Source organism: Sporosarcina sp. D27 (genome assembly GCF_000586555.1).
GTDB lineage: Bacteria > Bacillota > Bacilli > Bacillales_A > Planococcaceae > Sporosarcina.
In genome coordinates, this window is record NZ_AZUC01000047.1 from 349,275 (window position 1) to 375,669 (window position 26,395).

Annotated in this window: 27 protein-coding genes and 1 other annotated feature; all 27 genes read right to left on the reverse strand. The window is 42.4% G+C overall.

Annotated elements, in window-relative coordinates:
• Positions 1 to 16: 16 nt before the first annotated feature.
• Complete coding sequence (gene pyrR, locus N693_RS0112345; RefSeq protein WP_025785123.1) at positions 17 to 559, reverse strand: bifunctional pyr operon transcriptional regulator/uracil phosphoribosyltransferase PyrR; 543 nt, start codon at positions 557 to 559, stop codon at positions 17 to 19.
• A 266-nt stretch (positions 560 to 825) separates the two neighbouring features.
• Complete coding sequence (locus N693_RS0112350; protein WP_025785125.1) at positions 826 to 1,740, reverse strand: RluA family pseudouridine synthase; 915 nt, start codon at positions 1,738 to 1,740, stop codon at positions 826 to 828.
• Positions 1,740 to 2,219: a signal peptidase II gene (gene lspA, locus N693_RS0112355; protein ID WP_025785126.1), complete on the reverse strand. Its 480-nt coding sequence runs from the start codon at positions 2,217 to 2,219 to the stop codon at positions 1,740 to 1,742. The genes N693_RS0112350 and lspA overlap by 1 nt, the downstream gene beginning before the upstream one ends.
• Positions 2,220 to 2,349: 130 nt before the next feature.
• Positions 2,350 to 5,106, reverse strand: coding sequence for an isoleucine--tRNA ligase (gene ileS / locus N693_RS0112360; protein ID WP_025785127.1), 2,757 nt, complete (start codon positions 5,104 to 5,106; stop codon positions 2,350 to 2,352).
• 235 nt (positions 5,107 to 5,341) lie between these two features.
• Positions 5,342 to 5,558, reverse strand: a binding site (T-box leader).
• A gap of 52 nt (positions 5,559 to 5,610) precedes the next feature.
• The gene (locus tag N693_RS0112365) at positions 5,611 to 6,117 is read right to left on the reverse strand and encodes a DivIVA domain-containing protein (protein ID WP_025785128.1); all 507 of its coding nucleotides are present in this window, start codon (positions 6,115 to 6,117) and stop codon (positions 5,611 to 5,613) included.
• Positions 6,118 to 6,205: 88 nt separating this feature from the next.
• Positions 6,206 to 6,982, reverse strand: coding sequence for an RNA-binding protein (locus tag N693_RS0112370; protein WP_025785129.1), 777 nt, complete (start codon positions 6,980 to 6,982; stop codon positions 6,206 to 6,208).
• Between the two features lie 75 nt (positions 6,983 to 7,057).
• Positions 7,058 to 7,342, reverse strand: coding sequence for a YggT family protein (locus tag N693_RS0112375; RefSeq protein ID WP_037593185.1), 285 nt, complete (start codon positions 7,340 to 7,342; stop codon positions 7,058 to 7,060).
• Positions 7,343 to 7,361: 19 nt separating this feature from the next.
• Complete coding sequence (locus N693_RS0112380; protein ID WP_025785131.1) at positions 7,362 to 7,841, reverse strand: cell division protein SepF; 480 nt, start codon at positions 7,839 to 7,841, stop codon at positions 7,362 to 7,364.
• Complete coding sequence (locus N693_RS0112385) at positions 7,838 to 8,530, reverse strand: YggS family pyridoxal phosphate-dependent enzyme (RefSeq protein WP_025785132.1); 693 nt, start codon at positions 8,528 to 8,530, stop codon at positions 7,838 to 7,840. Before N693_RS0112385 ends, N693_RS0112380 begins: the two co-directional genes overlap by 4 nt.
• A 68-nt stretch (positions 8,531 to 8,598) precedes the next feature.
• Complete coding sequence (locus N693_RS0112390; protein ID WP_025785133.1) at positions 8,599 to 8,844, reverse strand: PRC-barrel domain-containing protein; 246 nt, start codon at positions 8,842 to 8,844, stop codon at positions 8,599 to 8,601.
• Positions 8,845 to 8,922: 78 nt separating this feature from the next.
• Complete coding sequence (gene sigG, locus N693_RS0112395; RefSeq protein ID WP_025785134.1) at positions 8,923 to 9,708, reverse strand: RNA polymerase sporulation sigma factor SigG; 786 nt, start codon at positions 9,706 to 9,708, stop codon at positions 8,923 to 8,925.
• A 93-nt stretch (positions 9,709 to 9,801) separates the two neighbouring features.
• Complete coding sequence (gene sigE / locus N693_RS0112400) at positions 9,802 to 10,512, reverse strand: RNA polymerase sporulation sigma factor SigE (RefSeq protein ID WP_025785135.1); 711 nt, start codon at positions 10,510 to 10,512, stop codon at positions 9,802 to 9,804.
• Positions 10,502 to 11,362: a sigma-E processing peptidase SpoIIGA gene (locus tag N693_RS19695; protein WP_025785136.1), complete on the reverse strand. Its 861-nt coding sequence runs from the start codon at positions 11,360 to 11,362 to the stop codon at positions 10,502 to 10,504. Before N693_RS19695 ends, sigE begins: the two co-directional genes overlap by 11 nt.
• 150 nt (positions 11,363 to 11,512) lie before the next feature.
• Positions 11,513 to 12,691 carry a cell division protein FtsZ gene (ftsZ, locus tag N693_RS0112410; RefSeq protein WP_025785137.1) on the reverse strand — a complete coding sequence of 393 codons (1,179 nt, stop codon included), beginning with the start codon at positions 12,689 to 12,691 and terminating at the stop codon, positions 11,513 to 11,515.
• 44 nt (positions 12,692 to 12,735) lie between these two features.
• Positions 12,736 to 14,013: a cell division protein FtsA gene (ftsA, locus tag N693_RS0112415; RefSeq protein ID WP_025785138.1), complete on the reverse strand. Its 1,278-nt coding sequence runs from the start codon at positions 14,011 to 14,013 to the stop codon at positions 12,736 to 12,738.
• Positions 14,014 to 14,104: 91 nt separating this feature from the next.
• Positions 14,105 to 14,476 (reverse strand): small basic family protein, encoded by a 372-nt coding sequence (locus tag N693_RS0112420; RefSeq protein WP_025785139.1) that lies wholly within the window; start codon positions 14,474 to 14,476, stop codon positions 14,105 to 14,107.
• A 2-nt stretch (positions 14,477 to 14,478) separates the two neighbouring features.
• Positions 14,479 to 15,192: a DUF881 domain-containing protein gene (locus N693_RS0112425; protein WP_025785140.1), complete on the reverse strand. Its 714-nt coding sequence runs from the start codon at positions 15,190 to 15,192 to the stop codon at positions 14,479 to 14,481.
• 29 nt (positions 15,193 to 15,221) lie between these two features.
• On the reverse strand, positions 15,222 to 15,983 hold the full coding sequence (locus N693_RS0112430; protein WP_037593187.1) for a DUF881 domain-containing protein: 762 nt from the start codon (positions 15,981 to 15,983) through the stop codon (positions 15,222 to 15,224).
• A complete protein-coding gene (locus N693_RS0112435) occupies positions 15,928 to 16,743 on the reverse strand; it encodes a cell division protein FtsQ/DivIB (RefSeq protein ID WP_025785142.1) in 816 nt (271 codons plus the stop codon). The genes N693_RS0112430 and N693_RS0112435 overlap by 56 nt, the downstream gene beginning before the upstream one ends.
• 20 nt (positions 16,744 to 16,763) lie before the next feature.
• Positions 16,764 to 17,816, reverse strand: coding sequence for a putative lipid II flippase FtsW (gene ftsW / locus N693_RS0112440; RefSeq protein ID WP_253271188.1), 1,053 nt, complete (start codon positions 17,814 to 17,816; stop codon positions 16,764 to 16,766).
• Positions 17,817 to 17,894: 78 nt separating this feature from the next.
• The gene (gene murD / locus N693_RS0112445) at positions 17,895 to 19,250 is read right to left on the reverse strand and encodes a UDP-N-acetylmuramoyl-L-alanine--D-glutamate ligase (protein ID WP_025785144.1); all 1,356 of its coding nucleotides are present in this window, start codon (positions 19,248 to 19,250) and stop codon (positions 17,895 to 17,897) included.
• A complete protein-coding gene (gene mraY, locus N693_RS0112450) occupies positions 19,251 to 20,222 on the reverse strand; it encodes a phospho-N-acetylmuramoyl-pentapeptide-transferase (protein WP_025785145.1) in 972 nt (323 codons plus the stop codon).
• A 57-nt stretch (positions 20,223 to 20,279) separates the two neighbouring features.
• Complete coding sequence (locus N693_RS0112455) at positions 20,280 to 22,175, reverse strand: stage V sporulation protein D (protein WP_037593256.1); 1,896 nt, start codon at positions 22,173 to 22,175, stop codon at positions 20,280 to 20,282.
• 76 nt (positions 22,176 to 22,251) lie between these two features.
• Entirely contained in the window at positions 22,252 to 24,456 is a 2,205-nt protein-coding gene (locus tag N693_RS0112460) for a penicillin-binding transpeptidase domain-containing protein (RefSeq protein ID WP_025785147.1), read from the reverse strand.
• On the reverse strand, positions 24,453 to 24,821 hold the full coding sequence (gene ftsL, locus N693_RS0112465) for a cell division protein FtsL (RefSeq protein ID WP_025785149.1): 369 nt from the start codon (positions 24,819 to 24,821) through the stop codon (positions 24,453 to 24,455). The genes N693_RS0112460 and ftsL overlap by 4 nt, the downstream gene beginning before the upstream one ends.
• A gap of 17 nt (positions 24,822 to 24,838) precedes the next feature.
• Positions 24,839 to 25,771, reverse strand: coding sequence for a 16S rRNA (cytosine(1402)-N(4))-methyltransferase RsmH (gene rsmH / locus N693_RS0112470; RefSeq protein WP_025785151.1), 933 nt, complete (start codon positions 25,769 to 25,771; stop codon positions 24,839 to 24,841).
• Between the two features lie 48 nt (positions 25,772 to 25,819).
• Positions 25,820 to 26,251 (reverse strand): division/cell wall cluster transcriptional repressor MraZ, encoded by a 432-nt coding sequence (mraZ, locus tag N693_RS0112475; RefSeq protein WP_025785153.1) that lies wholly within the window; start codon positions 26,249 to 26,251, stop codon positions 25,820 to 25,822.
• Positions 26,252 to 26,395: the final 144 nt, after the last annotated feature.

Here is a 26,395-nt window from a genome sequence, read left to right on the forward strand (position 1 = left end):
TCCAAGCTATTTTCAATTATCTAGAGTGAATGGTGACGCTGTCTTCTGAATCTGTTTCAACTAAGTTCACAACTACTTTTTCCTCACTTGAAGTAGGAATGTTTTTTCCGACGAAGTCGGGTCGAATCGGAAGTTCACGATGTCCACGATCTACCAAGACTCCGAGTTGGATGGATGAAGGTCTTCCTAAGTCCATGACCGCATCCATTGCAGCTCGCACTGTGCGTCCTGTATAGAGGACGTCATCAATCAAAACTACCTTTTCATCTGTTAAGCTGTAGTTGATGTCTACTTGTTTAACAAGCGGTTCTTTGTTTTCATATTTCAGGCCAAGATCATCGCGGTATAAGGAAATATCAAGTTCACCGATGCGGATAGGCTTGCCTTCAATTTGTTCAATTTTTTCTGCGAGTCGGTTTGCAAGGAAAGCTCCTCTTGTTTTGATGCCGACTAAGATACAATGATCAATGCCTTTGTTACGTTCAATGATTTCATGGGCGATACGGGTGAGTGCTCGGTTGATGGCACTTTCATCCAAAATATTAGCTTTTTCTGCCATGTCAAACGCCTCCTTCAGCTTTAGAATAATGCTTAAACCATGGTATTCCCTTTAACTCCAAATACTTTCCTCAAAAAAGCTTTCCATACAAAAAACCTTCCGGCCGTCTTTCGGGCAGGAAGGTGTGCGTGCGTGAAAATGATCCAGCAGTCTGCGCTCGCAAGCGTGACTCTGAACAACGTGCATCCTTCCCAACCTCTCTGGATTGGCGTTAAAGGTTCGCTATGAAGTTTCTATAACAAGCATACAGCTTGAATTTATTTACGTCAACCTTTTTTGGATTTCATTTCATTCAGCAACTGTTCGAAGTCTTCTGGCAGTGGCGCTTTGAATTCCATATACTCTTCCGTCACTGGATGTACAAATCCTAGTGTTCCTGCATGAAGGACTTGACCATCAAAATCGATGGTTTTTTTCGGACCATATTTAGGATCTCCTGCAAGTGGATGACCAATATATTTCATATGAACTCGAATCTGATGGGTTCTCCCTGTCTCTAAGCGGCACTCCACAAGTGTAAAGTCCCCGAATCGCTCAAGCACTTTAAAGTGAGTAACCGCATGCTTGCCTGTGTTCTCGACTGACATGCTTTGGCGATCTTTCTGATTTCTTCCGATAGGCGCATCGATTGTACCGTTATCGTGAGGAATATGGCCATGAACGAGTGCTGTATAAACTCGTGTCACGGACTTCTCCACAAGCTGATTAACGAGTGCCGTATGCGCTTTATCATTTTTTGCAACCATGAGTAATCCTGAAGTATCTTTATCGATACGGTGTACAATCCCTGGTCTCATGATGCCATTGATGCCTGACAAGTCTGTGCAATGATACATAAGACCGTTCACGAGTGTTCCTGTCGTATGTCCAGGCGCCGGGTGGACTACCATGCCACTTCTCTTGTTAACAACAAGTACATCACTGTCCTCATAGACAATTTCAAGGTTTAAATCCTCAGCAGGAATATTGAGTTCTTCAGGCTCTGGTTCATCGACTGTGAGTGTATCTCCAGACTTTACCTTATAATTCGATTTAACCGCAGCACCATTCACTAAGACAATTCCGTCTTTTACCCATTGCTGAATAAGAGTCCGGGACCAATCTGCATTTGCAGATGCAAGCGCTTTGTCAATCCGCTCACCTGCTGTCTGTTCTTCAATTACATATTGAAACTGTTCCATTATGCCACCTTATCTTTCTTATTCTTTTTTTCATCTAATATTAAATGAATGATCACGAGTACGACACCGAATGTCAAGGCTGCATCTGCTACGTTAAAAATCGGGAAATCGTAGTTGATAACTGGGATGAGGACGTTGACAAAGTCCACTACTTCGCCTCGCACCATACGGTCAATAAAGTTACCTATAGCACCACCCAGCAATAACATTAAACTCCATGCAAACAAAGGTTCATTCTTTCCTTCTTTTTGAAAATAGTAAACGATGCCGGCAACGACGACAATCGTAACAATTGCAAATAACCACATTTGCCCTTCCAGCATACCCCATGCCGCACCACGATTTCGATGAGACAGCAAGCCTAGATAGGGTTCGATTATAGGAATTCGTTCGCCGATTTCCATATTTGTAGCGACCAACCATTTTGTCAGCTGATCAACCAAAATGACAAGCGCTGCAATACCATAATAAATAAACAACCCGATTCCCTCCATCCTGCAGTATCTTGTATAGTTTATCATACCCTAACCCTACACGCGCAACTCTAACTAGTATGTATGAAAAAACGCTGCAAGACCCGATAGACGGATTGCAGCGCCTTTTTAGCTATTAAGCATAATGATGCGCGACTACGTCTGCGCAACGCTGACATAACTCAGGATAGTCAGCGTTTGAACAGACTGTCTCTGAAATTGTCCAGCAACGTTCACACTTTTCTCCAGATGCTTTGTCAACAGCTACTTGACCCGTCGCAAGTGAAACTGCGTTATCCGGAATTTCAGATGCAGCAACAGCACTGAATTTCGAAACGATGAAGAATTGAGCAAAGTCAATGTGCTCCGTCGCAAATAGTGGAGCGAGCTCATCACGGACAGCTACAGTTACGTGAGCTTCCAATGATTTACCGATTGTCTTGTTATTGCGTGCTTCTTCCAACGCTTTCAACACATCGTCCCGTACAAGCATCAACTGATCGAACTGCGCACGGAGCTCTGTTGCTTCAATCTCTTTTGCTTCTGGCATATCCGTAAGCTGGATACTTTCTGCTGTTTCATGCTCCAAGTATGCCCACATTTCGTCTGCTGTGTGTGGCAAGATTGGTGCCACTAGCTTCAATAGTGCTAAAAGTGCATCATACATAACTGTTTGCATCGCACGACGGTGTGGATGATTCACAGCTTCGATATAGACAACATCTTTCGCGATATCTAGATAGAAGGAGCTCAATGTACCTGTACAGAATGAATTGATCGCATGGTAGACATTCGCAAATTCATATTGGTCATAAGCAGTTCTCACGTCACGGATCAAATCTTGAAGCTTCACATACACATACTGATCTACTGGGCGTAAATCTTCAAACGCAACCGTATCTGTACCCGGTGTGAAATCAGAAGTATTTCCGTGAAGGAAACGGACTGTGTTACGGATTTTACGGTACACTTCAGAAACTTGCTTAAAGTTTGAATCGGAAACACGGACATCTGCTGTGTAATCGACTGAAGATACCCAAAGACGTAAAATATCAGCTCCGAATTGGTTAGTTACTTTAGAAGGAAGGATAACATTACCAATCGATTTACTCATCTTGCGTCCTTCGCCGTCTAATGTGAATCCGTGGCTCAGCAAGCCTTTATATGGTGCAATCCCGTTAATCGCCACACTTGTCGTCAAGGATGAGTTGAACCATCCACGATATTGGTCAGATCCTTCGAGATAGAGATCTGCCGGATAAGAGAGATCATTGCGCTCCTCAAGAACTCCTTGATGAGTAGAACCGGAGTCGAACCACACGTCCATAATATCCGTTTCTTTCGTAAATGTACCATTCGGGCTGCCATTATGTGAGAAGTCTTTTGGAAGTAAATCTTTTGTATCCCACTCAAACCAGATGTTTGAACCGTGTTCACGGAACAATGCTGAAATGTGTTCGATTGTCTCATCTGTAATGATTGGTTCGCCATCTTCTGCATAAAACACAGGAATCGGAACACCCCATACGCGTTGACGTGAAATACACCAGTCACCACGGTCACGGACCATATTGTAGAGACGCGTTTCACCCCAAGATGGCGTAAAGTTCGTCTTACGGATTGCTTCAAGAAGATCCTCACGGAATGTTTCAATCGATGCAAACCATTGTGCGGTAGCACGGTAAATAACCGGCTTTTTCGTACGCCAATCATGCGGATATGAGTGCGTGAAGAACGAAAGCTTTTCAAGTGCTCCTACTTCTTTCAATTTCTCAGTCACGGCTTTGTTTGCATCTTCATAAAATAATCCTTCAAACAATGGTGCTTCTGCAGTCATTACACCACGGTCGTTGATAGGTGACAAGACACCTAGACCATATTGTTTCGCCACGTAGAAGTCATCTTCACCGTGTCCTGGCGCTGTGTGAACACATCCCGTACCAGCATCAGCTGTCACGTGTTCACCAAGCATTACGAGTGATTCACGATCGTAAATCGGGTGACTTGCTGTGATGCGCTCGAGTTCGCGACCTTTGAATTCTCCTGCTGTCGAATAGTTTTCCCATCCAAGTTCAGTTGCTAGGCCTTCGACTAAGTCTTTTGCGACTAGGAACTTCTTATCGTTTGCTTCTACAATCGTATAAACAAAGTCAGGATGTACGGAAATTCCTAAGTTTGCTGGAATCGTCCAAGGTGTTGTTGTCCAGATCAGAATATTGACGTCTGTATCTAACACACCTTTACCGTCACGAACTGGGAAGCTGACATAAATAGATGGTGACTTTTTGTCTTGGTATTCAATTTCAGCTTCAGCTAATGCTGTTTCAGATGATGGCGACCAGTAGACTGGCTTTAATCCTTTATAGATATAGCCTTTTTTTGCCATGTCGCCGAATACTTTAATTTGACGAGATTCAAATTCAGGTTTTAGTGTGATATACGGGTTATCCCAATCGCCTCGAACTCCTAGACGTTTAAACTGGGTACGCTGATTGTCGATTTGAGTGAGAGCATAGTCTTTACACATTTCACGGAACTCCGCAATGCTGTGCTCTTTACGCTTTACACCTTTGTTCACAAGTGCTTGTTCGATTGGTAGACCATGTGTGTCCCAGCCTGGAACGTATGGTGCATGGAAGCCAGTCATGGATTTATGACGTACGATGATGTCTTTGAGCACTTTGTTAAGCGCATGACCCATGTGAAGGTCGCCGTTAGCATATGGAGGTCCGTCATGTAGAATGAACGTCGGTTTTCCCTTTGTGCGTTCCTGAACTTTTGCATACATATCGTCCTTTTCCCACTGTTCTTGCATTTGCGGTTCTTTCGTCGGTAAACCGCCTCTCATCGGAAAGTCAGTTTTCGGCATAAGTAACGTGTCTTTATAATCCATTCCAATTCCTCCTTTGATGTATGTTACTTTTAACATAGAAATAGCTGATAGTAAGAATAGCCGTTGATTGTAGCGCAGGGCGGCGACTCCGGAGGGATCAGCGAAGATCGAAGACCCTGGACTGAGCTCGGAGAAGGAAGCAGCTGAGATCAAGCCCCTCGGAAAGCGTCCGCCAAAGCGGAAATCAACAAATTAAAACTTAACCTATAAAACACTAAAAAATCCCCGTCCCTGTAAAAGGGACGAGGACTGTGCTCGCGATACCACCCTAGTTGCAGTCGTATGGAAATCACGACTACCTCTCGAACACCGTAACGGGGTGTGCTCCGGGATTGCTGATGCAATCCGGCTCCAGAGTGATTTTCCTTTCCAACCTGCAATCGGGCTCCCACTATCCCCGACTCGCTACATACAGCCTACTTGGAAAGTACTGTCTCTTTCAATGCCTGTCATTCAATATGAACAATATTATAGGGGCGAACTGCCCTTTAAGTCAAGTGACGATTACTCCTGATCAGCAGCTGCTTCCAGTTGTTTCGTGTTCTGCTCATAATCGAGTAGTGTATCCCAATCGTCCATTTTCACTAAATCCAACTGCGCTTCAATTAGCATACGGAAACGGTTGCGGAATACTTTAGACTGTTTTTTCAAATCCTCGATTTCCATTGAAATTTCACGTGAGCGAGAAAGCGCTTCGTTCACAATGCGATCCGCATTCTTTTCAGCTTCTTTAATAATGAGCTTGGATTCTTGTGTAGAATTTCTACGAACATCTTCAGCTGCTTCTTGAGCGATCATGATCGATTTCTGCAACGTTTCTTCGATCGCATTGAAATGCGCTACTTGCTCTTCTGTTTCTTTCAGTTTACGTGTCAACTCTCTGTTTTCATCAAGCAAGTTCTCATAATCTTTCATGAGTTGCTCCAGGAATTCGTTCACTTCATCTTCATCGTATCCACGCCATCTGCTACCGAACGTTTTATTATGTATATCAATTGGTGTAAGCGCCATGCAAGTCTCTCCCCTTTTGATGTTCGTTATTCGTTATATCGTTGACTATAACAGAAAACAGACTTTTTCTAAAGTCTGTCCATAAAAATCATTCCAACTTCCCAGTAACCAATCGAATTTTATCCTTCTTAGTCCTACCTTCAATCGCGATTACTTTAAATCGACCATGACCTCTGATGGAAAGCATATCAGATTCATTCAGCTCAAACGATGGCTGTTCCACCACACGCCAATTCACTTTTACTTTGCCTCCATGGATGTATGTCGAAGCTTTCTGCCTTGCAACATTTAATAATGAAGCAATGACTGTATCTAGTCGAAGCGAACTAATGACTTGCGTTTCTTCGGACCAAACTTCTTCAAGAGTTATCCATCCTTCATGATCGGGCAGCTCTGTAAGATGAATTTTTGCTTTACCAGCTGAAGTGAAATTGACAGCGAGGTACGTATTCAGCTCCAATACAGTCGCAAGTTGTACTTCTCCGTCTTTCAAACGAATGTCGCCAAATTTTCCTCGATCCAATCCAAGCCCCATTAGCGCTCCAAGAATCTCAGGATGTTCTAACGTCAGGAACTTGGAAGCGTAACGCACGTCGAATACAGCTATTTGGAAATCTTGGCGCGTCGGTTCGTAATAATCTGGATAGATGAGCACCCTTTTTCGCTCAGCTCCATCAAATCCTCCGTCCTCAGCTACAAGCAAGCCGCTTCCCTTTACGACGGATTCCACAATAAAACGCTGACGCGGATCAAGAAAATCGGTCAATTTAGGTGAGTATAAATCCTCGACCTCTCTTGCCCAATCCATCGCCATTTCTATAAAAGGCTGCTCTTCTTTTCTAAAGTGTTGTAAGATGCCATCCATTGTACGTGTCTCCTTATAGAAAAATCCCCACAGCGTGAGGATTGGTTCAACGAAATGATTGTTCAGTTCAGCACATTAAAGTAAGCGTAATAAGAAATTAAATACTGGTACAAGCCCTTTCCCAATTAGCTGCAATGCAAACAAGGCAACAATAGGGGAGATATCAATCATTCCAAGAGGTGGAATGAAGTTACGGAAAAACCCTAAATATGGCTCTGCAATTTTTTCAAGGATTTTACCGAACTTCGTGTCTCTGGAAGCCGGTACCCAGGACATCAAAATATAAATGACGAGAAAAATGGAATAGATGGAAAGAGCATACGTAATTATTCGATAAAGCTGGATTAATAATTCTGCCATTACAGTCGGTACACCTCATTTAGTTTCTTTCGTTCAAATAGTCGGAGATCGAACCATTCACTTCAACGTTTTCCGGTACGCAAAGGAAAATATCTGTGCCTATTCGTTGGATATCACCATTTAACGCATATACTGCACCACTAAGGAAATCGACAATTCGTATTCCTTGTTCACGATCAATACGCTGCAAATTCACAATAACCGCACGTTTGTTAGTCAAATGTTCTGAGATATCTTGTGCTTCCGCATAGACACGAGGCTCCACTAAAATAACTTTTGATGACTTTTGGACGCTTTGCAAGCTCACAATGTTCCCTGCTGTCTGAGGTTCTTTGCGATTTTGTTTTGGCAAGGGAGCATTTTTCATCGAGGATTGTTTGCTCGGCTTCCTCTCTGGTTGTGTCGTAGCAACTTGCTGCTTTGCCGCTGCTTCCTGCGCCGCCGCTTCCTCTTCTTCGTCAAGGTAAAACCATTTTTCGAATTTGCCTTTAATACTCATACGTCTCCCTCGCTCTCCGAACCGACGAGTGCAGCCCCAATTCGCACATGGGTTGCGCCCTCTTCGATTGCAATACTGTAATCATTCGACATCCCCATGGACAATTTGGTTAACGGTGCGTGTTGCATCTTTTTAGCCGCAAGTTCATCACGCAGTTCACGCAAGTCTCTAAAAACTTTTCGGATTGTATCTTGATCTTCAGTCAATGGAGCCATAGTCATCAGACCAATTACTCTTATTTTATCATAATCCCTCAATGCCTCAATAAATCCAAGTGTCTCAGCTGGTGACAATCCTGATTTCGAATCTTCAAAAGAAACGTTAACTTGTACGAAACAGTCTACTGGTTCAACAGCACGTTTCTGAATTTCTTTTGCTAAACTCAATCGATCCAACGAATGTAGATAATCAATACGTTCAATAATTTCTTTCACTTTACGACTTTGTACATTTCCGATGAAATGCCAAACAGCGCCTTGAGGAATCGTATGTTGTTTAGCTATAAGCCCTTCAGGTCGGTTCTCACCTAAATGGATGATCCCTTCGTCCAACACGTTTTGTGTACGTTCTTCAGACACTTGTTTTGTGACTGCGATAACCGTAACTTCATCACGCTTTCTACCAACACGCTCACACGCCTGACAGATTGTTTCTTCGATGGTATTTATCCGTTGCTGTAATGGTTTCATCTTAATCACTACTTTTCTCGATACTTTGTTCTATTGTATCAAGCGGCCACTGAGTTATCAACGATTAGTCACTTTTTAGACTCTTTCTTTTGAATTAGTACAATATCCTTTCCAATTGTCACAACCTCATCGTACCCAAATTGCTTTTGGTCTTTCACACGCATTTCCATAAACAAAGATCGTTCCGTATCACCGATATGAAGCGTATCAATTTTCCCTTTCGTTATGTCAATCGCCGCATCTTGAATGAATCCAAGAAATTTCCCGCGTTGCATATCAATCACTTCTTTTTTTTGAAATTCTGAAAAGCGCATAGAAATCCCCCCTTTCCATATTCTATGCAAATAGACGTACAAAAAAAACGCAATGCAGTGATCGCATTGCGTCCAAAATTAATTACTTTGTTCCATTCCTTCACGAATTTGTGCGATTGCTTGCTTCTCCAATCGAGATATTTGAGCTTGAGAAATTCCTAGCTCTCGGGCAATTTCAGTCTGTGTTTGTCCAAGATAAAACCGCTTCGATAAAATCAGTTGCTGGCGATCATCCAGTCCCGTCATAGTTTCCTTCATCGACACATAAGTTGACCAACGCTCTTCCGAGACAGTTTTGTCGTGTAACTGATCCATCATATACACAGGGTCTCCTCCATCACCATTCATCGGTTCATGGAGGGACATCGGATCTTGTATCGCATCGAGTGCAAATAAGATATCTTCTTCCGGTATATCCGTCATTTTAGCTAAGTCTGAAATTCTCGGTTCCTTTTGGTGTTCATTGATGAATTCTTCTTTTGCACGGATTGCTTTATATGCAATATCTCGGAGCGAGCGTGACACCCGAACGGAATGATGATCTCTCAAATGTCGCTTGATTTCTCCGACAATCATAGGAACTGCATATGTCGAAAACCGGACATTGTGTTTTAAATCAAAGTTGTCAATCGACTTAAGCAGTCCCACACATCCTACTTGAAACAAATCATCTGCTTGTTCCCCACGATAGGCAAATCGCTGCACAAGGCTAAGGACGAGGCGCAAATTCGCTGTTACGAGTTCGTCTCTAGCTGATTCATCCCCACTTTGCAACCGGATGAATGTCTCTTTCATGACCTCACTCGACAGAAGAGGCAAAGTAGATGTATCGATACCGCAAATTTCCACTCTTGTACGTACCATCTGAATTCCTCCGTATTCTGTAGATGACTGTACGAAATAGCTTATCCTCTGAGTGGAGTTCTATGCGGTTTTCTGTAACGCCAATTTCAACCATTATGCAATTGGATGATTCAACTGCTCACGAAGTTCCGAAATAATTTTCTTCTCTAAACGAGAGATATACGATTGTGAAATGCCTAATAAATCTGCAACTTCCTTTTGAGTCATCTCGATTTTTCCTGTTAACCCAAATCTACATTCCATAATATGACGTTCTCGATCACTGAGAGTCGTGACTGCGTCTATCATATGCTGTCGTTCAATTTTCTTTTCAACATCATCTGTAATAATATCTTCATCCGTCCCTAAAATGTCAGACAGCAAGAGTTCGTTCCCATCTGCATCAGAATTCAGTGGTTCGTCAAAAGAAATCTCAGAACGCGTACGATTCGTTTTCCGTAGATGCATTAAAATTTCGTTTTCAATACAACGCGAAGCATATGTTGCCAGCTTAATATTTTTATCACTTTTGAATGTTTCAATTGCTTTGATTAGACCTATTGCCCCTATGCTGATTAAATCTTCAATATGCGTATTTGTATTGTCGAAACGGCGAGCGATATAAACAACTAGACGCAAATTTTTCTCTATAAGCCGGTCTCTAGCTTGTTGGTCTCCCGCCATATATGCAGCAATAGTTTCCGCTTCTTCTTCTCTAGTAAGAGGTTTCGGTAACGATTCATGTCCCCCAATATAGTACGTTCCATTTTTCTTTTTAAATATCCCTGCAAGTACGGATAGCCATTTTTTCAATTCATGTAGCATGAAGCATTCCCCTTTCTTCTTCTCTAGTTTCCAAGGCAGATACATGCAAAATCGCAGATGCATTATGTGGATAACGTGCATCGTCAGCTGTTAGAACAATATAACCTTTTTCAAGTAGCCGGTTTCCTTCCAATTCCCACTCGTCAAATCTAATTCCTATCGCCCAATTCGCTCCTTCGACAGTTTGAATACGAATAAGACGTAAATCCTTCCTGTATTGTTCAGGAAATTGGGTAATATCCGGAATAACGCCTTTTGTAGTTCCAATTTGCTGTAGGCTTTCAAGGAATTCATCTGGAATAATTGGTTTTAAAGCCCGAAGTGCGACAAAATGGACAGCATCATTCGATAATGGTTCGGTACAGCTATTGCCTGTATCTATGAATACATGAAGAGGTATAGAAGAGCCGAAAAGATGTAATTGTGAACTACAAGCAAACTCTGAAAACCGGCTGATTTTGCGAACATCGAGCCATTTAACTTTTACAATTTGAAGACAACAATAGGCAAGGGCTACATAGATTATTAAGCGATATTGAAAATCTTGCCCCCACTGACTAAATGGAAGTGCCGATAGTAGCCCTCCAGCTAAAAATGCACCGATTAGCACTAAACCCACTGATGATTTCCAGAGTCGCGCTGAAAAACCGAATGCACAGCCTGTCATGATCGCAAACGCAGTCAACGACGCTATGATGGAACCAGGGAAAGCAACGGCTGGAATTGCTCCTGCAAAGGCTGCTAACGCTAATCGTTTTCTGCTGATTTTTGTATTTCCCGTTGCATTTGCAAATGACAGAACTGTATAATTGAAAACCATATTTATGCCAATCATGACTTCCCCATACATAGGCTGTCCTCCTTGTTTGCAAGACTACCATTTTTCAATTACGAGTTTTGTCACTTTGCGGTACCTAAATGAAAGAAAAGTTCGACAGATTGTTTGAAAGAAAAACACAAAAAACCTCCGACTCGATTGCCGGAGGTTTGTACATTTTAATTATTTGCGACGACGATTACGTAAAAACGTAGGAATATCTAAGCCATCGTCTTGTTGGGTCTGTTGCTGACTGCGCACAGGTTCTTGATGAACTGGTTGCTGATGCTGTGGCTCTTCATGACGAATTTGATTGTTTGGAGTCGGATTACTTTGTGGTGCTTGCGTCTCACGTTGACGAATTCCACCATATCCAGCTGCGCGTGTTCCTCGAACTTGAGCAATCTGCTCATCTGTGAAACCGGTTGCGATGACGGTCACAATGATTTCATCTTTCAAGTCATCATTAATGACAGAACCAAAAATCATATTCACATCTTCATCGGATGCAGAAGCGACAATATCAGCAGCTTCTTGTACTTCGAACAGGCTTAAGTTAGAACCACCGGTAATGTTCATCAACACACCTTTTGCTCCATCAATTGACGTTTCAAGCAATGGACTGGAGATGGCTTTTTTAGCCGCTTCAGATGCGCGATTTTCACCAGTGGACATCCCGATTCCCATGAGAGCCGATCCCTTATTGGACATAATTGTCTTCACATCGGCAAAGTCCAAGTTGATCAATCCAGGTACAGCGATCAAATCTGAAATACCTTGGACACCTTGACGAAGAACATTATCTGCTTCTCGGAATGCTTCGAGCATCGGTGTATTTTTGTCCACAATTTCAAGCAACTTATCATTAGGAATAACAATAAGTGTATCAACAGATTCTTTCATTGCTGTAATTCCACCGATTGCTTGTGTTGAACGTTTACGTCCTTCAAACGTAAATGGACGAGTCACAACACCTACTGTCAACGCACCCAAATCTTTGGCGATTTGTGCAATGACAGGAGCAGCTCCTGTACCTGTACCGCCACCCATACCTGCAGTGACAAATACCATATCAGCGCCTCGAAGCGCCTCTTCCAACTGTTCACGGCTTTCTTCAGCAGCCTTCTTACCCACCTCTGGGTTAGCTCCCGCTCCCAAACCACGTGTCAATTTCCCACCAATTTGAAGTTTCACTTCGGCTTGAGATAAGTTAAGTGCTTGTGCGTCGGTGTTCACCGCTATGAACTCTACACCTTGTACTCCATGCTCAATCATTCTATTTACTGCATTATTACCGCCACCACCAACACCGATTACTTTGATGACTGCGAGCGCTTCAATATTCGTATCAAACTCTAGCATCTCTTCTCCTCCTAATCATTCAACGTCTCATTTGGGTCTTGAATTTATTCGAAAAAGCTGTCGAAAAAGCGTTTTGTTTTACCAAGTAGTGAATCTTTTGCTTGTTTCGGTTCGTGACTCTTTCTTGCAGCTGGTGCAGCTGCCGTTTCTTCATACGCTTGTCCCATTGGTTCAGAGTGTCCTTCCCCAAAGAATGTATCTTCCATACTCGCATAACGAATTAGGCCAACCGCTGTTGAGTACATCGGCTCACGAACGCCGATATATTCTGGCGTATGGATTCGTACGCGCGTGTTGAGTACATGACGTGCCAGTTGCAAAATGCCATCCATTTTGGTCGTGCCACCAGTCAACACAACACCACCCGGAAGATCCCGGATCCCCAAGCGATACAACTCTTCAAGGACAAGCTCAAAGAGTTCCTCGAGCCTTACACCGATAATCTCCGATATGTATTTTTGGCTATACTGATCTTTTGTTTCTGCACCAATTACCGGAACTTCAAATAGCTCGTCATCAGATGCATCATCGTAAAATGCATGACCATATTGGTGCTTGATTTTTCTTGCTTGTTCAGTCGGCGTTTTGAGAATAATCGAGAGATCCTTTGTAATATGATCCCCACCCACAGGTAATACTGTCGTTGCGGCGAATCGATTTTCCCAGAACACGGAAACTGTCGTTGAGCCGCCACCGATATCGATGAACGCCGTTCCATGATTCATTTCGTCTTCTGTTAACGCGAACGTTCCGGAAGCGAGCGGTTGCAAATAGATTTCACGAATGGACAGCCCAGCCCGTTCTACACAACGAAGGATATTGTGCACAAGTGTTTTCGATGTTGTAATCATTGTACCGTCCATTTCAAGACGAACTCCGATCATCCCTCTAGGATCTTTTATCTCATCATAATCATCCACGATGAATTGCTTCGGAATGATATTTACAATTTCTCGTTCAGGTGCAACAGACATTACTTGCGCAGACTCCATGACTCGGTCTAAATCGTCATCTGTAATTTCACGGTTCACGGAATTTACAGCGACAACACCTTTTACATCTTGAAGAGTAACACCATTTGATGGTATTCCAAGTACAACCTCTTTAACTTGTAATCCTGTCATCCGTTCTGCCTGTTCTACCGCTTTACGGATAGATTGTACTGTTGCGTCAATGTCCACAATGGATCCTTTACGAATACCGGCAGATTGAACATTACCCACTCCGATCACATGTAGGGACCCGCCATCCACCTCGCCGATTAGGACTTTGATAGTGGAGGACCCGATGTCGAGTGATACATACATATTTGACTGACTCATCTTTGGCACCTCCCATTGTGACTCTTCTTCCATTCTATTGTATTCTTACTGCATTGTCTAAATATTTTCGCCATCCCCTCTCGAAATCCTCTCATTTTGAAGTATTTGTCGTAGAAACTTTTCGATACTCTGACCATTTAGTGAGTAATACCCGTCGAATAACAGCTAGATTCTGGAATAACCGGACGCCAAATGCAAATATAGCAGCTAAATAAAGATCCACACCTAAGTGTACGCCAAGGAATGCAAGTCCTGCAGCCAGTAAAATATTGAAGAAAAATCCTGTGATGAACACTTGATCATCATATACTCTTTGTAAGTGCGCTCGGATCCCTCCGAGCAATGTATCGAGTGCTGCCAACACGGCAATTGACAAATAATTACCGTATTCTTGTGGAATCTGGATATCCGAAAGAAATCCAAGCGATACCCCAAGTATTAACCCCAATATTGGTAACCACATTGTCAGCCCCCCTTTGGCAGTTCTTTAAGAAAGTGATTTTCAAATTGTTCGATTCGGCCATTTATCGTCACTTCAGATTGGGGTTGTCCAACCTCTAACACAAAATCATCTAAATAGAAGTCATCGAGAATTGATGAGGATTGCAAAAAGTTATATAACTTTTCACTACTCTTCAAATCCGCAGAAAGGATTTTTATTTGAAAGGGTGGTAACGACACGGCCAATCCATTCACGGTAGTTTCACCGTTTATGTCCCGAACGGCACTTAACCCAGTTACACGTTTTCCGTCTATTTCCATGTCAATCCCTTTAAAACGGTTCACTTCGTTGACAAAGCGCGTCAGTAGTTCAGGGCTCACTTCGTGAAGTGGTGTACCGAATGCAATACTTTCTTCTGAAGGAACGACATCTATTACGATGCCAGGACCCGTTTGGTCTATCATTCCTGCTTGTTCGTGTAAATCGTGAACCGTATCGGCTAATGCTTTACCTGCACTTGCTCCTTCAGATGCATTGTATTTCCCTATTGTTTTATCCAGTTCACGAACTTCCGTCAATAGTTCCGAATGGAGTTTCCGTTCCTTTGCTAACTCGTTTCTGATTGCCCACAAGTCCCGCGTATCTCGCTCTTCCGGCTGCTGAACAGTATTGTACTGTACCGCAACCATAAAACCGACAATGAGCAGGATGAAAGTGAACATCCATTTACGCCTCATACACACTCATCCTCCCTCGTCGGATTGAATTATCCTTGGATATCATCCCGTAATGCTGGCATGAGAATCTCTTTCCGCTTCTCGATTTTCATCTCAATGTTATCTGATAACAAACTGTCCATTACGCCACCTTTTAGCAACAGAGAGGAGTTAAGCGCATCGGAATCTCCAATTGCTTCTACAACGAAAGGAGCAGGATAGGTTTGTCCATCAATTGTAATGACGGGACCTGTACATTTTATGCTGGAATTCGCATTCAAACGTTGTCCATTAATCGAAAGCGCTTGAGCCCCTGCTATTTTGAGCTCGTTGACTACTAATAGAACTTGGCTTTCATGGACAATATATTCGTTCGGATTTTGCTCAGCCGGATCGTAATCTCCGTCAGCCAGTTCCACACGAACCCCTTGTCCACTTGCTGGTACAACTCCAAGGAGTAAACGGAGATTTTTTGCTTCTTTAACGAGCAAATCATGATTTTCTTCCGTGTCACTTAGAGTTTGTTCAACTTCTGCAATCGTCTTTTGTTTTGATGAAATTTCATCAGTCAGCTGCTTGTTTCGTTCTTTTTGTTCGATTAATTCCTCTCGAAACCCCTCTTCTTTCGAATCGATTTCAGAGCGCAGTTGTTGCGTCTCAGACCCTGGACCGAGCGTACGATACGAAAAGGATAAAATGAAACCAAGCACTAAAAAAACGAGGGCATAAGAAATTCGGTTATTCCTTTTTTTTCGATCACTCGTCTTCAGACTCACTGTCATCACCTTTTTCTTCGTCCGCATTTTCTTCATCCACTTTACCTTTTTCACTTCCATATAACTTACTATATGGTGTGAAATACGTTCCTACTTCCACGTCAATCACGCCTTTTTCTGAACCATTCAGCTGATTCACAATTTCAGGATAATAAGATAGCTTGTCCGATAGTGTCCCTAGTGACGCGTGAACTTCATATCCATCGTTCATATACAAAATCACGCCATCACCATCTGACTCTTCCTGCTCTACAATTTCAGAAACAAGTTGGTAAACCGAGTCGTCTAATTCCATCAGCTGTGAGGCAAGAAGTTTTCGCATATCTTCATCTTCAAACCCTTCCACAATCGGAATGTCCACTAAAGGTTTTTCATCTGGCGCGAAAACATCTCCATTTTCAAGAATGAGCTCGTATTGTCCTTTTCTATCCATCCACGCAATCGGGCTCCATTCCTGAACCGTAACTTGGACATTCCGAAACCATTCCCGTGAAACTGAAGCCTCTTGCACGCCTTCTACAGCAAGAAGACGTTTGGTCGCATCCTCGATTTCAAATCCCCATATGGAATCACCTGGAGAAATTCCAGCCTGCTCTAAATAGTAATCCTTATCATGAAGCACAGATCCTTTTAGAACGACTTCATCGATTTTACTCGCTTGCGATTGAAAGTAAAGGAGGACGAGGAGGATGGTGACAAATAAGAGTAAAATGAACACAAACTTCCTATTCGTCTTTTTACGACGCTTTTTGCGCATAGACGGAATTCGTTCTTCAATATCGATAACCTTCTCCATTTCCTCCCCCTCCTTTTCACTCAATCTTTCTTTTGTCTAGAGAAGTGTAAAATCGTACCTACGGCAAGCCATGTCGTCAGCATCGAAGATCCACCGTAGCTGATGAATGGTAAGGTGACGCCTGTTACTGGAAGCAGGCCAGAAACAACCCCGACATTCAAGAATGTCTGGAAGATAATGATGGATGCCATTCCAGATACAACTAGACATTCTTTCCATCCAGATGTTCTAATAGCAACCCCGAATGCACCTATAAGTAAACAGACAAACAGCAACAAAACAACTGTAGCACCTATAAAGCCCGTCTCTTCTGCAATAATCGAAAAGATAAAATCATTTTGAGGCTCAGGTAAGTACAAATATTTTTGTCTACTATTTCCAAATCCATGTCCTAGTAACCCTCCGGGTGCAATTGCAAAAAGCGACTGGATACCTTGGAACCCTTTACCGAGTGGGTCACTCCATGGATCGATGTACGATTTAATGCGAGCTAAACGGTAAGGTGCTGCTGCTATTAGCGCAGCGAACGCTCCAACACCTGTTACTCCTAACAAAGAAAAGAAAGTGAGAGGATAACCTGCAACAAACAATACGACAAAAGCTGAAACGATCATTATGACGGCTGAACCTAAGTCAGGTTGCATCATAATCAACGCAAAGGGTAATAAGATCAATGCGAAATGACGCCAATCCCAAACTTTCTGACCAGATTTAGTCTTCATACTCATTGCAAGTTTCCCAATCAAAGCCACTTTCACAAACTCTGCAGGTTGCAAACTGATTGGACCAAATGCAATCCAACTTTGAGAACCATTTCTAACTGCCCCAATACCCGGAATGAGCACCAACGTTAATAACACGACAGCTACAACATAGAATAACGTCCAAAACCTCTGTGTTGATAAGACAGGGGTCCGCATCATCAAATAGGCAATTGTAATGGATACACCTATGTAAATAAGTTGTTTGACGGCAAATGGAGCGGCATCAGCATATCGGATTTCTCCCCAATAAGCCGCGGCTGAGTGGACAAAGAGCACACCGATTATTGTGAGTGCTATCGCCGATAACATAAAGAGCATTCTATACTTTGAAAGCAGTGGATGCATCCTTTCGCTGTTAGATTTAAAGAATTAACGAATACTGATAATTCATGCTTTTAGTTTTTGAACAGCTTCGATAAATTCATCGCCTCTTGCTTCAAAGTTAGGATACTGATCCCAGCTCGCGCATGCCGGAGATAGTAGAACTGTGTCTCCTATTTCAGATACGGCGTATGCTTTCAGTACCGCTTCATGAAGAGTTCCTGCCTCATAAACAATTCCTACGCCACATGACTCGGCGAACTGTAAGAGTCGATCACCCGTTTCACCAATCCCAATTAGCGCTTTGACATGGTTCATATGGGGACGTAATTCCTCAAATGAGTGTCCTCGATCCAAACCTCCAGCAATTAGAATTGTCGGTGTTTCAAATGAAGATAGCGCACTTTTCGTTGCCAATGTATTTGTTGCCTTCGAATCATTATAAAATTTCCGTCCGTCATATTCCGTTACAAATTGCATGCGATGCCTAACACCTGTAAACGAACTGAGTACACTTTCTATCGCACTTCGTTCACAGCCATACAACAACGCAGCAGCAGTTGCAGACAAGATATTTTCTAAGTTGTGCGCTCCAGGTAGCGTAATTTTATTCCTCGAGATAATCGGTTCACCTAGCCAGTAAATCGACTCACTGTCTGCTGAAATTCCTTCAGAGCATCTTCCTTTTGTTGTAAAAGGAACAAGAGTGGCTTTTGAGTTTTCTATGAACCGCTTTATTACTGGTTGATCTGCGTTATAAATCAGGAAATCAGTTGCTGTTTGATTTTTTGTGATTTGAGCTTTCGCTTCAGCGTACGCTGTTGCATTGCCATGATAATCCAAGTGCGCCTCGTATAAATTTGTCCATATTGCGATATGCGGACGGAATTTATCAACACCCATCAATTGGAACGAAGATGCTTCTAAAACAATGACTTCATCAGCTGTTGCTTTTGAAGCAACTGTGCTTGCAACCGTCCCAATATTACCAGCTATTAGAGGATGTCTATCGCCGATATTTAACATGTGATAAAGCAGTGTAGTCGTTGTAGTTTTTCCATTTGAACCAGTAATTCCAATAAACGGTGCTTCGCTAATCAGATAGGCAAGTTCAATTTCTGTCCAAATCGGAATCCCAAGTTGCTCAGCCTGTAAAATAACAGAATTGGTATAAGGAATACCAGGATTTTTAACGATGAAGTCGAATCCGGCTTCTAAGATATCTTCTGGATGCCCACCGCAAATCACATGGACTCCTTGTACCCGTAACTCTTCAGCCAATGGGTTTCCATCTTCAGGTGCAGAGTCATTTAACGTAACCGATGCCCCGCAAGCTGATAGCAACGAGGCAGCTGCATGACCACTTTTTGCTAATCCTAGGACGAGTGCTTTTTTCCCTAAAAACTGCGCTGCATTGTGCATTTACATCACCTCCATAAGTACAGGTACGATTGCAGCAAGAAATGCAATTCCCCAAAAGACAAGAACCACTTTCCATTCAGACCATCCAGAAAGTTCAAAATGATGATGAATCGGACTCATCTTGAATACCCGTTTGCCTGTCGTTTTAAAACTAATCACTTGAATTATTACGGATAGTGTTTCAATTACATAAACAATCCCGATAATGAGCAACAAGAACTCTTGCTTAATAAGCATTGAAATCATTGCCAATGCCCCACCAAGTGCTAGTGAGCCCGTATCTCCCATAAATACTCGCGCGGGTTTCATGTTGAACAATAGGAAACCAAGCATGGCTCCAGAAACGACAAATGAAAACATTGCGATATCTTGCTGATTATAGGAAACTGCTAGAATACCGAAGGCAGAAAATGCAATCGATGACGTACCTGATACAAGGCCATCCAATCCATCTGTGAGATTCACAGCATTCGAAAATCCAACGAGCCAGAAAATTAGGAATACGACATAAAAGATACCCATATCGATTTCAAAACCTGTGAATGGAATCGATATCACTGTATCAAAAGGTCCTAGTTTCAATAGGAAAAACGCGAAGATCGCAATAATGATTTGACCAATGAGTTTTTGCAGAGATGTCAGACCAAGATTTCGTTTCATAACCACAATGATGAAGTCATCTATAAACCCAATGACCCCGAAACCGACCAGTACAAGCAATAGAACGATTGTCTGAGTAGTGAGTACGCCATTTATGTAAGACAAAATAGGCGTTGCGATAAGAATCGCGACAAGAAAAATCAGACCGCCCATTGTTGGTGTCCCTGCTTTTTTTAAATGGGCTTGAGGACCTTCTTCTCGAATGCTTTGACCGAATTTCATCCGTCTCAGCAGTGGAATGATCGCATAACCCAGTAGAGCCGTAAGGCCAAATGTTACGGCAATAGCCGTGATTGTTGTGACGAGCGTCATGTCTAGTTCTCCTTCTGTGTTCCCAAACAAATTGTTGGTTCAGTCATATTCGCACAATTACTCTGTATAAACGTGAATCACATCTCCTTCATTCACTTCTGTTCCAGGTACAGGTAACTGCTTACTAACTTTCTTACCATTTCCATGCCATTCAATTTTAAGCGTATATTGCTGTTGTGCAACTTCGTCTTTGGTCAATCCTCGAAGATCTGGAATTTGTTGCGTAATTGGATCGCCCCAACGATATTCTTTTTCCATCTGATTTTTTTGTGGTTTGACACCTGCCAATGGAGAAATTTCCTCAATGATTCTTCCGACAATTGGTGCTGCAATGACTCCCCCAAATTGAACTGAGTTTTTAGGACTATCAATTGCAACATAGACGACTAATTCCGGATCGTTTGAAGGTGCAACCCCGATGAATGAGACAATATAGTCTCCTTCTTTATACTTTCCATCTTGAACTTTTTGCGCTGTCCCCGTTTTCCCACCAACTCTGATTTCATCGACAAACGCATTTCGCCCTGAACCATTGGCAACAACAGATTCCAATGCTCTTCTAACTTCAGCAGAAGTTTCCTCACTGATGACACGGCGCTTCATTTCAGGTACGTACGATTGAGTTGCTTTCCCATCGGGTCCAATAATTTCCTTGACGATATATGGTTTATACAGCATTCCACCGTTAACCGCTGCTGCTACAGCCTGCACTTGTTGAATTGGAGTTACCGCTATTCCTTGACCAAAAGAAGTGGTTGCTTGCTCAACAGGTCCAAATGCATCCTTAGCAAACAAAATACCATTTGCTTCACCTGCAATACCCGATTCTGTAGACTCACCAAAACCAAAATCACGGATATAAGAAGAAAGTTTCTCTTCTCCTAGTCGACGGCCAATTTCTATGAAGCCTGGGTTACAAGAGTTTTCAACGACTTCTAGAAATGATTGATGGCCATGGCCTTCGCGCTTCCAGCATCGCAAGCGAGCTCCACCTACCATAGTATACCCTGGATCATTGAAGGTTTCATGGTCTAAGTCAATAACTTTTTCTTCCAGTCCTGCCGCTAATGTCATAATCTTAAATGTAGAACCCGGTTCAAACGTCATCCAAACCGGTAAGTTTCGGTTGTAAATATTCGGATCCGCTTCCTGATAGTTTGCTGGATCGAAAGTTGGTGCAGACGCTAAAGATAGAAGCTCCCCTGTTTTAGGGTTCATCACAATCGCAAGTGCTTGACTGGCATCATATTTTTCCATCGCTTGTGAGAGTTCTCGTTCAACAATTTTTTGTATCTCGGCATCGATTGTCAAAACTACGGATGAGCCCTCTTTACCGTCTTTGAAATCATCATCTACATGGGGGAGCGGCACTCCTCTTGCATCAGTATACATTCGAATTCTGTCCCCTGTTCCGTTCAGAAATTCGTTATATGCGTATTCAATACCAGCAAGACCTTGACCATCATATCCTGTAAATCCTAAAAGACGTGAAAGTAGTTCGCCATTTGGATAATTGCGCATAAAATCTACACCTGTGTAAAGACCAGGAATTTTCAACGCAGAAATCTCATCCGCTTGAGCTTTCGCAATATTCTTTCCTTCTGGTGCCAGTTTGACCATGTAATCTTTTTTACTCATTTTCTCGGCTAACTTTTCCTGATCGACTTGGAGGATGGGCGCTAGTTTCGCTGCCGCATCTTCAGGATCAGGGTTTTGAGCAGGCATGAAGTAAAGAGTCGGGGCAAGTTGGTTGCCGACAATCAACTTGCCATTTCGATCCACAATCTCTCCTCTAACCCCGCCAAATGGAATTTCTCGATCCCAGTTTGCTTGTGCGCGCTCTTTCAGCCATTCATGTTTAATGATTTGTGCATGAAATAATTTCCCTACAGTTGCCCCCAGTAGGAGTAAAAAAATAACGAAAACGGCTCGCAGTCTCTTTTTTGACCGCATTCCGATTATTTCTTTCAAAGAGCTTCACACCTCTCGTTTTATTGCTAATTTATGAGAGTGTATGCTCAGCTATTCATCAACCACCAATAATTTCAGGTTCTTCTTCTGATTCTGGCACCGGTTGGTTAAGTTGTTCGGGTTCTTCTAATGTAATTACGATTGGGTCATTCCCTGAGACGGATGCACCTTTAGATAGGCTTTGTTTCACAACGAATCCTTCCCCATTAAAGCGAATATCTAGACCCGAGAAATTCTTGAACACTAAAACTTGTTTCTTGGACCATCCTGTAAAGTCAGGAAGGGTAGTTTCGCCAGAAGTTTTGAGAAGCACAAGTGAGCCTTTTGTTACCTTAGTATTGACTGCAGGAGACTGCTGAACAACTTCACCTTGTTTTCCAACAACGATTGGTTTTAAACCTAATTTGGTCAAATCCGCAGCCACTTCTTCTGATGATTTACCTGTATAATCTTTCAGTTCCAACGAGTTATCAGCTTGTTTAGCATCAGGTGCGATATTTAAATATTTCAAGCTACTTTCCATAATAGATGTGAAAATTTCTGAAGTCGGGTCTGATCCATATTGACCTGCTTTCAATTTAGGTTTTTGAACTAGTACATACGTTAATAACTGTGGATCGTCAATTGGCGCCATTCCAAGGAATGAATACAGGTAATTACCATCTCCTGCAATATATCCACCACCTGATGATTTTGGAATTTGTGCAGTACCTGTTTTCCCACCAGCATCATATCCCTCTAGAGCGAATTTTTTACCAGTTCCATGTTCAGAAGTAATTACCGTCGCTAGAATTTCTCGCACTTCCTTAGCCGTTGCTTCACTAATTGGGCTCTTTTTCTCAGCAGGTTCATGTTTCTCTAAGACTTTGTCTGTATTGGGATCAATAATTTGATCGATTACATAAGGGGTCATCATCTTACCGTTATTAGCGATGGCTGTTGCTGCCTGCACCATCTGAATTGGCGTTACAGTTGAACCTTGTCCGTAAGAAGTTGTAAGTCTCTCACTTGGATAGTTCGCTAACAGAATACCAGATGCCTCATTCGGCAAGTCGATTCCAACTTTCTTTCCAAATCCGAATTCCTCAAAGTATTCAATAAGTGTCTGATCTCCCAGTTTCTCAAGCAAGTATGCCATAGATACATTGGATGAACGTTGGAATCCTTCAAGAAATGTGATCATCCCCCACCCCACTTTATTTACATCGCGAATGGTTTGATCATAAATTTCATATTGTCCTGATTTGTAATAGGCATTCGGGTCCCATTTTTTTTCTTCAATTGCTGCAGCAAGTGTAAACATTTTCATCGTTGACCCTGGTTCAAATGTTTCTTCCACAGCTTCATTGAGCCAATTCCCTGTCAACCCTTCGCGTGTTCCCGGATGGAAAGATGGACGTTGACTCATGGAAAGAATTTCACCAGTTTTCGGATTCACAACGACTGCAAGCATTTTTTCAGGGTGGTATTTCTCCTCAGCCCGATTGAGTGCATCTTCCGTGAAGTTCTCAATGGTTTTGTCGAGGGTTAGTTGAATCGTCTGACCATCTTGAGGCGCTTGGATATTCTTTTCTGTGTCACGGAGTGGGATTCCCCAACGGTCTGTTTTGAAGTCCACTTTACCGTCAATTCCTGTAAGTTGTTTATTATAGGTTTTTTCCAGTCCCATTTTCCCTACTGTTTTCACAGTTTTGTCTTCCGTTTCTTCTGGCATTGCAAAGCCTACCAAATAAGAAGCAAAATTCCCATTCGGATAAAGTCGTTTTTTGTCCTCGAAGAAACGGATACCTGGTAATTCCTCTTTCTTGATAGCATCTGCAGTCTCATTCGATATGGAGCGTCCAGCCTTGCCGAATTCCACTTGATATGCTTGTTCAGGAGCATCTTCGAATCGTTTCAGGATCGCTTCCTTGTCCATATCAATATACTTACTTAGTACTTCTGCCGTATGTTCAAAATCTGTGACATGCTGTGGTTTTTTAGAACCCTTACTCGCATCCTTACTAAGAACGGCTACCAACCGGTAACTTAACGTATCCGTCGCAATGACTTCCCCCGCCCGGTCAACAATCTGTCCTCGGTTTGCTTTTAACACACTTTCTTTTAAGTATTTCTGATCTGCCATTGTTGCAAGGGGGCGCCCATCGATCTGTCCGGTAATTTGAATTAGCAACATTCTTCCGAACAAAAGGAAAAAGAGCCCTCCAAATAACAAAAGCATTAGAAAGGCTCCACCTTGAAATCGAAATTTCTTTTTCTTCATCGTCCAGGCACGACCTTTACGTTACTTTCATTCAGATTCAAGCCGAGTTCTTTTGCTTTCTCCCAAATACGTTCGTACGTCGATTTCTCGTTTACTTGATTGGACAATTCAATATTCTGTTTTGATGTTTCCTCAATTTTGTTTGAAAGATAGTGCATATCTTTGTTTGTATCATTGATCTGCGCCTGTGTATGAAGTACCATCGTTGAAAACATCACAACAGCCGCAATGAACACAACAGCTAGAAATTTTTCACCCGGCGAGAAAATCTTCCGGGTTTTCGGAGCAGGTATCGATGCAGGATTCGCTTGAGTTTCCTGTTCCGGTATGTAATTCGGTTGGATTTTACGTTGCTCTAGAGCCATTCATCCTCATCCCCTTTTCATTTTCTTTCAGCTATTCTAAGCTTCGCAGATCTTGCTCGTTTGTTGGCTTCTATTTCTTCTTCACTTGGCAAAATGGGTTTACGGGTAATCAATTTCAATTTGACGTCAAGACCTTCTGGAATTACAGGCAAGTTGGGTGGAAGTTCCGGAAGCGAGGAAGCTTCCTTGAAAATTGTCTTGCACAATCGATCTTCCAACGAGTGAAAAGTGATGACACTAATTCGCCCTTTGGGATTGAGGAGCTCAATAGCATCTGTCAGCGACGTTTCTGCTGCTCCTAATTCATCATTGACGGCAATTCGAATGGCTTGAAACACTCGTTTTGCAGGGTGACCACCTGTTCTTCTTGCAGCTGCAGGGATACCAGTTTTAATAAGCTCTGCAAGTTCCGCAGTCGTTTGAATCGGCTTTTCAGCACGTGCTTCCTCGATTTTTCGAGCAATACTTTTTGAGAACTTCTCTTCTCCATAGCGGAAGAAGATACGAAGCAGATCTTGATAACTCCATTCGTTCACAACTTCAAAAGCAGTTAAAGCAGCTGTAGTATCCATCCTCATGTCCAATGGTGCATCATGGTTGTAACTAAATCCTCGTTCAGGAGTATCCAATTGCGGTGAAGAAACACCAAGATCATACAAAATACCATCAACAGATTCTATATCAATTCTATGGAGTTCTTCTTTTAGTTGACTGAAATTAGCATGGATGAAAGTCACTCTATCCAAATACTCGGATAACGTATCTTTCGCCGCTTCGATAGCAGTCATATCTTGGTCAAAACAAATAAGTCTTCCTTTACCTGATAAGCGCTTTGCAATCTCCGTACTGTGTCCCGCACCGCCAAGTGTACAGTCCACATAGATTCCTTCAGGTTGTATGGAAAGGCCTTCTACAGCTTCGTGAAGTAAAACAGTTGTATGATCGAACATTGGTACCGCCTGCTTTCTAAAATTAACGTCAAAAGTCAAAGTAACTAATCAAAAGTCAAAATCCATAATATTTTCTGCGATATCGTTAAAGGATTCCTCGGATTCCTCGTAATACGTCTGCCAATTTTCTTCAGACCATATTTCAAATCTTCCGGAAACACCAATAACCATGCAGTCTTTAGAGATTTTGGCATAGCCAAGTAGTGAAGATGGAATATTTACACGTCCTTGCTTGTCCAGTTCAACTTCAGTTGCACCAGAAAAGAAAAATCGTGTGAATGCTCGGGCGTCTTTCTTTGTCACGGGCAACGCTTTCAATTTCTCTTCAAGCTTTTTCCATTCATGCATCGGATAGCCGAAGAGGCAATTGTCCAGACCACGAGTCAACACAAAGCCACCCGCAAGATCCTCCCTGAATTTTGAAGGGATTATCAAACGGCCTTTTGTATCGATAGTATGCTGATATTCACCCATGAACATACCCTTCACCCCACTATATAAATTTAATGTACCACATCCCCCCACTTTCCTCCACCAATTTCCCATATTGCAATGAAAATGTATCAATAGTACTTCATTTATTGAGATTGTTACATTTATTACAAAGAAAAGCACCCCAATACG

What these genes read in the sequence shown, in the direction of transcription:
- mraZ (WP_025785153.1), bottom strand. Translation starts at nt 26,251, where the DNA reads ATGTTCATGGGTGAATATCAGCATACTATCGATACAAAAGGCCGTTTG.
- pyrR (WP_025785123.1), bottom strand. Translation starts at nt 559, where the DNA reads ATGGCAGAAAAAGCTAATATTTTGGATGAAAGTGCCATCAACCGAGCA.
- N693_RS0112420 (WP_025785139.1), bottom strand. Translation starts at nt 14,476, where the DNA reads ATGTGGTTACCAATATTGGGGTTAATACTTGGGGTATCGCTTGGATTT.
- N693_RS0112350 (WP_025785125.1), bottom strand. Translation starts at nt 1,740, where the DNA reads ATGGAACAGTTTCAATATGTAATTGAAGAACAGACAGCAGGTGAGCGG.
- ftsZ (WP_025785137.1), bottom strand. Translation starts at nt 12,691, where the DNA reads ATGCTAGAGTTTGATACGAATATTGAAGCGCTCGCAGTCATCAAAGTA.
- N693_RS0112365 (WP_025785128.1), bottom strand. Translation starts at nt 6,117, where the DNA reads ATGGCGCTTACACCAATTGATATACATAATAAAACGTTCGGTAGCAGA.
- murD (WP_025785144.1), bottom strand. Translation starts at nt 19,250, where the DNA reads ATGCACAATGCAGCGCAGTTTTTAGGGAAAAAAGCACTCGTCCTAGGA.
- mraY (WP_025785145.1), bottom strand. Translation starts at nt 20,222, where the DNA reads ATGACGCTCGTCACAACAATCACGGCTATTGCCGTAACATTTGGCCTT.
- N693_RS0112460 (WP_025785147.1), bottom strand. Translation starts at nt 24,456, where the DNA reads ATGAAGAAAAAGAAATTTCGATTTCAAGGTGGAGCCTTTCTAATGCTT.
- N693_RS0112370 (WP_025785129.1), bottom strand. Translation starts at nt 6,982, where the DNA reads ATGGATGGCATCTTACAACACTTTAGAAAAGAAGAGCAGCCTTTTATA.
- N693_RS0112375 (WP_037593185.1), bottom strand. Translation starts at nt 7,342, where the DNA reads ATGGCAGAATTATTAATCCAGCTTTATCGAATAATTACGTATGCTCTT.
- N693_RS0112425 (WP_025785140.1), bottom strand. Translation starts at nt 15,192, where the DNA reads ATGAGGCGTAAATGGATGTTCACTTTCATCCTGCTCATTGTCGGTTTT.
- N693_RS0112435 (WP_025785142.1), bottom strand. Translation starts at nt 16,743, where the DNA reads ATGGAGAAGGTTATCGATATTGAAGAACGAATTCCGTCTATGCGCAAA.
- N693_RS0112390 (WP_025785133.1), bottom strand. Translation starts at nt 8,844, where the DNA reads ATGCGCTTTTCAGAATTTCAAAAAAAAGAAGTGATTGATATGCAACGC.
- ftsW (WP_253271188.1), bottom strand. Translation starts at nt 17,816, where the DNA reads ATGTTATCGGCGATAGCACTCACAATAATCGGTGTGCTCTTTGTCCAC.
- sigE (WP_025785135.1), bottom strand. Translation starts at nt 10,512, where the DNA reads ATGCTACATGAATTGAAAAAATGGCTATCCGTACTTGCAGGGATATTT.
- rsmH (WP_025785151.1), bottom strand. Translation starts at nt 25,771, where the DNA reads ATGTTCGATCATACAACTGTTTTACTTCACGAAGCTGTAGAAGGCCTT.
- sigG (WP_025785134.1), bottom strand. Translation starts at nt 9,708, where the DNA reads ATGGTACGTACAAGAGTGGAAATTTGCGGTATCGATACATCTACTTTG.
- ftsL (WP_025785149.1), bottom strand. Translation starts at nt 24,821, where the DNA reads ATGGCTCTAGAGCAACGTAAAATCCAACCGAATTACATACCGGAACAG.
- ileS (WP_025785127.1), bottom strand. Translation starts at nt 5,106, where the DNA reads ATGGATTATAAAGACACGTTACTTATGCCGAAAACTGACTTTCCGATG.
- N693_RS19695 (WP_025785136.1), bottom strand. Translation starts at nt 11,362, where the DNA reads ATGTATGGGGAAGTCATGATTGGCATAAATATGGTTTTCAATTATACA.
- N693_RS0112385 (WP_025785132.1), bottom strand. Translation starts at nt 8,530, where the DNA reads ATGAAACCATTACAGCAACGGATAAATACCATCGAAGAAACAATCTGT.
- ftsA (WP_025785138.1), bottom strand. Translation starts at nt 14,013, where the DNA reads ATGAGTCAGTCAAATATGTATGTATCACTCGACATCGGGTCCTCCACT.
- N693_RS0112455 (WP_037593256.1), bottom strand. Translation starts at nt 22,175, where the DNA reads ATGCGGTCAAAAAAGAGACTGCGAGCCGTTTTCGTTATTTTTTTACTC.
- N693_RS0112380 (WP_025785131.1), bottom strand. Translation starts at nt 7,841, where the DNA reads ATGAGTATTAAAGGCAAATTCGAAAAATGGTTTTACCTTGACGAAGAA.
- N693_RS0112430 (WP_037593187.1), bottom strand. Translation starts at nt 15,983, where the DNA reads ATGAAGAAAATGCGGACGAAGAAAAAGGTGATGACAGTGAGTCTGAAG.